Source organism: Methylosinus sp. Sm6, assembly GCF_019802345.1.
Lineage (GTDB): Bacteria > Pseudomonadota > Alphaproteobacteria > Rhizobiales > Beijerinckiaceae > Methylosinus.
Genome location: NZ_JAINDZ010000060.1, coordinates 7,890 through 15,438, shown reverse-complemented (window position 1 = coordinate 15,438; position 7,549 = coordinate 7,890). Strand labels below are relative to the sequence as shown.

The following is a 7,549-nucleotide window of genomic DNA, read 5'->3' as shown; positions in this document are numbered from 1 at the left end:
GCCGGACCCACGCCAATACGAGATAATACTATGCCTATCTTGAACCGGACAGCCGTGGGCTTGTCCCGGCCATGACGACCTGCCTTGAATTCGGCAGTGCGCCGCTGCCAGATCGCGTTTGACAAACATTGCCAAGCCACCATAGTTTCCCCCAAACAGGAGACGCCCATGGCAACCATGAATGTTTCGCTCCCGGATGCGATGAAGGCATGGGTCGAGCGCCAGGCCGAGGGCGAGCGCTATGGCAATGCGAGCGATTATATCCGCGACCTGATCCGCAAGGATCAGGAGCGCAAGGAGGCGCTGGCTCTGCTGCAGGCGGCTGTCGCCGAGGGGATCGAGAGCGGCGCGCCGCAGGTTTTCGACGCGCAAACGTTCAAGCTGCGCATGAGGGCGCGGCATGGCGTCCGGTGACGCCGGACAATGCCGCCTCACGCCGCGCGCCTTGGCCGATCTCGAGGACATCTGGCTGTTTTCGGCCGAAGCTTGGCCGATCAGCCAAGCGGATCGCTATGTCGACGATCTCGTGCGGGTTTTCGAGCTGATCGCGACCATGCCGACGATGGCGCGCGAGCATCGCGAGCTCTCTCCTCCCGTGCGCATCCACGTCCATGAAAGTCATCTGGTCATCTACAGGATCGCCGACGATCATGTTTCGATCATTCGCCTGCTGGGAGGACGGCAGGATTGGGCTTCGATCCTGAAGGCGGCGGATTTATGAGACCGATCGCGGAGGCGTCCAGAGATGAAGCCGGGCGCGCCCGATCAGCGGGCTTCCGCCGCAGCTTGTTCGCTCTCTCCGCATCGCTTATGTGGGTGAGATGGCCCGCCGAATGGCATTGGACAGCGAATGCTCGCGCTGGAGACGGATACGCTCTGGGTCGTGAATTGGTCGGTCGATCCCAACGGATGCTGCCATCGGATCGAGCCCGACTGGCGACGAGCGACCGGGCGCTCGCCCGACTCCGCCTTGGGCGGCGGATGGCGCGAGGCCATTCACCCCAATGATCGCCCGCGCGTCGCCGCCGAGCTCGATCTCGCGGCGCGATCGGCGCGGCCGTTCCAGATCGTGTTCCGGCTCGAGCGCGCGGACGGCGGCTTTCGCCGGGCGATGGCGCTCGGCTCGCCGCAGCGCGACGCGCGCGGCGCATTCGTCGGCTACGACGGCTCCATCATCGATGCTCCCGATCGCGAGACGGCCGAGCCGGAGAGCGTCTGTGAGCAACGCTTTCGCTCGCTGTTCGAGACGAGCTGCGACGGCATCGTCACCGTCGACATGAGCGGCCACATTCTCGAAGCCAATCCCGCCTATCAGAAAATGCTCGGCTACACGCTCGAGGAGCTGCGGCGCCTCACCTACCATGATCTGACGCCGAAGATCTGGCGCGATATGGAAGAGCGGATCGTGCAGGAGCAGATTCTCGCGCGCGGCGAATCCGCCGAATATGAGAAGGAATACATCCGCAAGGACGGCGGCGTGTTTCCGATCGGCCTGCGAGCCTGGCTCGTCGCCGACGAGAACGGGCGCGCCATCGGCATGCGCGCCTTCGTGCGCGACATCACCGAGCGCAAGCGGGCGGAGGCGGCGCTGCGCGCCAGCGAAAGGCGCTTTCGCGCCATCTTCGATCAGCAGTTTCAATATAGCGTCTTGTTGAGCCCCGACGGACGCGTCGTCGAGCTCAATGACGCGGTCGTGCGCGGCACCGGCGTCACGCAGGAGGAGATGGTCGGAAAGCCGCTCGTGGACGGCCCATGGTGGAGCGATCTGCCCGACATGCGCGCAACATGGCGGCGCCATTTCGAAGAGGCGCGGGCGCGGCCCGGCCCCTCGCGGGGCGAGGGAGTCTATCGAGGGCGGGACGGCGCGCTGCGCCATGCGCTCAACACGGTGACGGCTCTGCGCGACGAGCACGGCGTGATCGAATCCCTGCTCGTCGAAGGCATCGACATCACCGAGGCCAAGAGCGAGGCGGAGCGGGCCGAGGCGTCGCTGCGCGACAGCGAGGAGCGGTTCCGCATGTGCTTCGCCAACGCCTCGATCGGCTTTGCGATGCATGCGCCGGACTACCGGTTTCTCGAGGCCAATCCCGCATTCTGCGCGATCACCGGCTATTCGTGCGAGGAGCTGCTCGGTCGCAAGGGATCGGATCTGGTTCACCCCGACGACTGGCCCGCGAGCGAGGCCTCGACTCGAAAAATGCTCGCCGGCGAGACGCCGGGCTTCGTCATCGAAAACCGCTATGTCCGCAAGACCGGCGACAGCATATGGGTGCGCAAGAGCCTCTCGCTCATTCGCCGCGCCGACGGCGCGCCGCGCTGGATCATCACGCTCGTCGAGGACGTGACCGAGCGCCGTCAGGCCGAAGAGGCGCTGCGACGAAGCCGCAATGATCTCGACCGCGCGCAGGAGGTCGGGAAGATCGGCTGGTGGCGCCTCGACGTGCGCGAGAATGTCCTGACCTGGTCGGACGAGAACCATCGCATCTTCGGCGTGCCGAAAGGCGCGCCGATGAGCTATGAGAGCTTTCTCGACATCGTGCATCCCGACGATCGCGCCTATGTCGATATGCAATGGCAGGCGAGCCTGCATGGCGCGCCTTACGACATAGAGCACCGCATCGTGGTCGCGGGCAGGACCAATTGGGTGCGCGAAAAAGCCTATCTCGAGTTCGACGAGGCGGGCGCGCTGCTCGGCGGCTTCGGCGTGACGCAGGACATCACCGAGCGCAAGGCGGCGGAGCACGCCCTGCTCTGGCATATGCGCCGCAACGAGCTGCTGTCCGAAGCCGCCGCGCTGCTTCTCGAGAGCACGGATCCTCGGCGGCTGGCCGAGGATATTTGCAACAAGGTCATGGCCTTTCTCGATTGCGACGTCTTCTTCAACTATCTCGTGAACGAGGAGACCGGGCGGCTTCGCCTCAACGCCTGCGCGGGGGCGCCCGCAGAGTGGGTGGACGCGCTCGCATCGCCCGAGCCCGGCGCGGCGGTCTGCGGCTGCGGCGCCCGCGAGGGCCGGCGCATCCTCGCCGAGGATATTCAGCGCCGCGACGACCTGCGCGCCGAGCTGGTGAGATCGTTCGGAATTCAGGCCTATTGCTGTCATCCGCTGCTGCATCAGGATCGCGTCATCGGCACATTGTCGTTCGGGACCCGTTCGCGCATTCGCTTCAGCGACGACGAGATCGCCGTGATGAAGGCCGTCGCGGATCTCGTCGCGATCGCGATGCGGCGCGTTCAGACGGAGCAGGCTCTGCGCGACGCCGATCGTCGCAAGGACGAGTTCATCGCCACCCTGGCGCATGAATTGCGCAATCCGCTGGCGCCGATCGGCAATGCGGCGCATATTCTCACGCGCAAATATGGCGCCGATTTCCCCGACGCGCCGCTCATCGCCATGGTGCAGCGGCAGGTCGATCATCTCGTTCGCCTCGTCGACGATCTTCTCGAAATCTCGCGGATCAGCCGCGGCAAGATCGAGCTGCGCAAGGAGAGCGTCGCCGTGTCGGATTTTCTGCGCCATGCGCTCGACGCTTCTCGTCCGCTCATCGACAAGAAGGGTCATCGCCTCGACGTGAAGCTCGCGGCGGAGCCGCTGCGTGCGTTCGGCGATCCGGTGCGCCTCGCGCAGATCGCGGCCAATATCATCAACAACGCCGCCAAATACACGCCGCCCGGCGGGCGCATCGACATAGAGACCGCGCGCGAGGGCAAGGAGGCGGTTTTGCGCGTTCGCGACAATGGCGTCGGCATCGCCCCGGAGATGATGCCGCGCGTGTTCGATCTCTTTGCGCAGACACAGGACCAGATGCGCCTGTCCGAAGGGGGGCTCGGCATCGGCCTCGCGCTCGTGCGCAAGCTCGTGGAGATGCATGGCGGACGGGTCGAGGCGCAGAGCGCGGGCTCCGGGCGGGGCAGCCAGTTCGCGGTGTTTCTGCCGCTCGCCGAGGAGCCGGCGGCCGCGACGGCGCCGGTCGAGAGGACGTCGGCCGGCGAGGGCGGGGGCGCGCGCGCTCTCGTCGTCGACGACGACCATGATGTCGCCGACAGCTTCGCCCTTCTGCTCGAGAGCCTCGGGGCGACGGTGCGCAAGGCCTATGACGGTCCGGCCGGGGTCGCGGCGCTCGAAGCGTTCGAGCCGCACATCGCCTTCGTCGATCTCGGCATGCCGGGCGTCGACGGCTATGAAACCGCCCGCCGCATGCGCGCGAGCGGAGGCCGCCGCCGCTTCCTGCTCGTGGCGCTCACCGGCTGGGGCCAGGAGAATGATCGCCGCCGCGCGCAGGACGCGGGCTTCGATCTGCATCTGACCAAACCGGCGTCCATCGACGCGGTCGAGGAGCTGCTGCGACGTGTGCAGCCGGCCGACGGCGGCGATCACATGAATTGACGCGCGCTCCCGCGATGCGCATTCGATGCGCGCCGCAACGGAGGGGGAAGGTGAAACGCCCTCGCCGTCATTGCTCCGACCGCCATGGGACAGCGCCGATCCCGCGTTGAACGGCTCCGCGGCGATCGGATATAGTTTCGCGTCGACTGCGTTCGACACGGCCTCGCGCGGACGGAACATACGCGCGAGGCGAAGATGCGGCCTTCGCACATCCCGCTCGTCGAGATCGGGCCATCGGAGACCTGGAGCATGAACGCATTTCTTCCGGCCGACCGCTCGGACAACGCCCCCGCCCCGCTCACATCGCCGGTGAGCTCGTACAATGAATGGGACCCGCTGGAGGAAGTGATCGTCGGACGGCTGGAGGGGGCCGTCATTCCATCGGGCCATAAGGTGGTCACGAGCGTGATCCCCGGCTTCACCGCGCGCATTCTTCCGCTCTTCTCCGGCTTTCGCTATCCCGGGTTCATGGTCGCCAAGGCACAGCGCGAGCTCGACGGATTCGTCTCTTTGCTGACGCGGCTCGGCGTCACGGTGACGCGGCCGGAGCCCACCGACTTTCGCAAAAAATTCGGCGCGCCGGGCTGGTCCTCGCGCGGCTTCTGCAACTCCTGCCCGCGCGACAGCCTGCTCATCGTCGGCGACGAGATCATCGAAACGCCGATGGCCTGGCCATGCCGCTATTTCGAGACCCATTCCTATCGCCCGCTGCTCAAGGACTATTTTCGCCGCGGCGCGCGCTGGACCTCGGCGCCGAGGCCCCAGCTCGCCGACGAGCTCTATGATCCGAACTATCGCGCGCGGCGGAAAGGCGAGCCGATCTCCTATGTTCTGACCGAATTCGAGCCGGTGTTCGACGCTGCGGATTTCTTCCGCTGCGGCCGCGATCTCTTCGTCACGCGCAGCAATGTGACCAATGCGCTCGGCGTCGAATGGCTGCGCCGCCATCTCGGCGACGCCTATCGCATCCATGAGATCGAGAGCCTTTGTCCGACCCCGATGCATATCGACACCACCGCGCTGCCGCTCGGGCCGGGCAGGCTCCTCGTCAATCCCGAATATGTGGATGTCGAACGCCTGCCGCCGCTCTTGAAGAAATGGGACATTCTGATCGCGCCGGAGCCGGACCCGATCGCCGATCCCTTCCTGCAAAAGATTTCGCTCTGCGGAAAATGGCTGAACATGAATGTGCTGATGCTCGATGAAAAGCGCGTGATCGTCGATCCGCATCATGAAGCGACGATGCGGGCGATGGAGGCGTGGGGATTGGAGCCGATCCCCTGCCCTTTCATGCATTATGCGGCCTTCGGCGGCTCGTTCCATTGCGCGACGCTCGATGTGAGGCGGCGCGGCGGGCTGCAGAGCTATTTCTGACAGCGCGGGCGGCGGGTTCAGCTTTCCAGCCGCAACCCGATGACGCCGCACAGGATGAGCGCGATGGAGACGAGGCGAAGCGGCGACGTCGATTCCCCGTAGAAGCAGATGCCGACGACCGCGGCGCCGGCGATGCTCGTGCCGGTCCAGGCCGCATAGGCCGTTCCCATCGGAATGGTCCTGACCGCCAGGCCGAGACAGCCGACGCTCGCGCCCATCAGCGTCACGGTCAGGACCGACGGCCAGAGCCGCGAAAAGCCTTCGGCATATTTGAGGGCGACCAGCCAGCCGACCTCGCACATGCCGCCGATGAACAGGATCAGCCATGCCATTTGGGCGTCGTCTCCGGGCGCCGTGAGCGCCGCGCGTGCAGCGTCGCGGCGCTGAAGATGATAAGCGTCCCGCCTCGGCTGGGAAAGCCGGAAAAGCCGGCGAGCCCGCCCGCCTATCGCTCCTGCGTCGCCGGCAAGGGCGAAGGACCGTCGTTCTCGCCCGCATGCGAGAGGCCGCGCGGGTCAGTTTGGGATTTCCGCTATGCGTCAATGACTGACACTCCTGCCGCCTCGCGTCTAGTCTGCTTCCGAAGCGAGGTAATGTCCGCTGTCGCCATCGAAGACCATTCGGAGCATCGTGCTAATTCCCACCCTATTCGAACGCGTCGCGCATCGGCGATGTCTGATTTCACTACGACGCTACTGCATTCAGGTCAGGATTTCTTGCGTGGTCGTCCCCGGGGTCGCTTTCCCTGGCTCGATCTTGCTTCGGCGCCCTGCTCGACGGGCCCGGGCGCGACCAGTCGATCAAAGATCGCCCGGGCCGGTCCTCGCGTTTCGGGATTTGCGTCGAGCAAGGCGCGCTCGCCTCGGACATAGGCCTTCAACGCCACATAGATCGGCGCCAGCCTGTCGGCAAAGCCCGTCGCCTCGAACCATGCGATCAGCGGCTCGCCGTATCCCTTGCGTTTGGCGAGCCTCAGGAACCGAACGAGATCGTCGGAAAAATCGAAGCTGCCGCCATTGAGCCCTCTTTCGAGCGCTATGGCGAGGCGTTCGGTCGCGGAACCGAAATTTTGCTGCGCCAGCTGGAGTCCCGCATCGATCAGAGACAGGCCGGGCTCCGGAAGCTCGGTCAAATCCTCCCGAAGCTCGATCGCGTCGCTCATCCTCTCGTCCAGAAGGTAGAGCCAAGCCAGATTTCTCTTCGCGACGAGAGGCTGCACCGCGGCGGCAAGCCGAAAGAGCTGCTCGGCGCGCGGGATGTCATTCTTGAAATAGAGAAGGATGTTGCCGAGGCGCACCCGAGCAGTCGCGACGATGTCTTTCAGCTCGGAATCGTCTTGGTCGGCAAAGCGTTCGACGACTTTGTCATAGGCCGCGATCGCGGCGGCATGATCGCCCGCGTCTCCGAAGGCGACGCCCTTGTTGACCAGCGCCCGCGCCACACCCTCCCTGAGGGCCGGCTCCCGCGCATCGGCGAAACGGGCGACGACATCGTCACAGGCGGCGATCGCGGCTGCATGATCGCCAGCTTCTCCGAAGGCGACGCCCTTGTTGACCAGCGCCATCGCCACCTGCTTCTTAAGGGCCGGCTCCTGCGCGTCGGCGAAACGGACGACAACATCGTCAAAGGCGGCAATCGCGGCTGCATAATCGCCAGCTTCTCCGAAAGCGGCGCCCTTGTTGACAAGCGCCATCGCCCCCCATTCCCTGAGGGCCGGCTCCCGCGCATCGGCGAAACGGGCGACGACATCGTCATAGGCGGCGATCGCGGCTGCAGGATCGCCAGCTT

General features: G+C 65.5%; 6 protein-coding genes. 4 read left to right on the top strand and 2 right to left on the bottom strand.

Features of this window, described 5'->3' with window-relative positions:
• The first annotated feature begins 168 nt into the window (after positions 1 to 168).
• From K3F48_RS22360 to K3F48_RS22345, 4 genes are all read left to right on the top strand, one after another.
• Positions 169 to 414, top strand: a complete 246-nt coding sequence (locus K3F48_RS22360; protein WP_222577658.1) for a type II toxin-antitoxin system ParD family antitoxin — start codon at positions 169 to 171, stop codon at positions 412 to 414.
• Complete coding sequence (locus tag K3F48_RS22355) at positions 401 to 721, top strand: type II toxin-antitoxin system RelE/ParE family toxin (protein WP_222577657.1); 321 nt, start codon at positions 401 to 403, stop codon at positions 719 to 721. Before K3F48_RS22360 ends, K3F48_RS22355 begins: the two co-directional genes overlap by 14 nt.
• Before the next feature lie 129 nt (positions 722 to 850).
• Complete coding sequence (locus tag K3F48_RS22350; protein ID WP_222577656.1) at positions 851 to 4,387, top strand: PAS domain S-box protein; 3,537 nt, start codon at positions 851 to 853, stop codon at positions 4,385 to 4,387.
• A gap of 249 nt (positions 4,388 to 4,636) precedes the next feature.
• Entirely contained in the window at positions 4,637 to 5,761 is a 1,125-nt protein-coding gene (locus K3F48_RS22345; protein WP_222577655.1) for an amidinotransferase, read from the top strand.
• A gap of 17 nt (positions 5,762 to 5,778) precedes the next feature.
• On the opposite strand, the gene K3F48_RS22340 is transcribed toward K3F48_RS22345, so the two are convergent.
• Complete coding sequence (locus K3F48_RS22340; protein ID WP_222577654.1) at positions 5,779 to 6,093, bottom strand: multidrug efflux SMR transporter; 315 nt, start codon at positions 6,091 to 6,093, stop codon at positions 5,779 to 5,781.
• 374 nt (positions 6,094 to 6,467) lie between these two features.
• Positions 6,468 to 7,549 (bottom strand): tetratricopeptide repeat protein (locus tag K3F48_RS22335; RefSeq protein WP_222577653.1); only part of this gene is annotated, 1,082 nt, incomplete at its 5' end.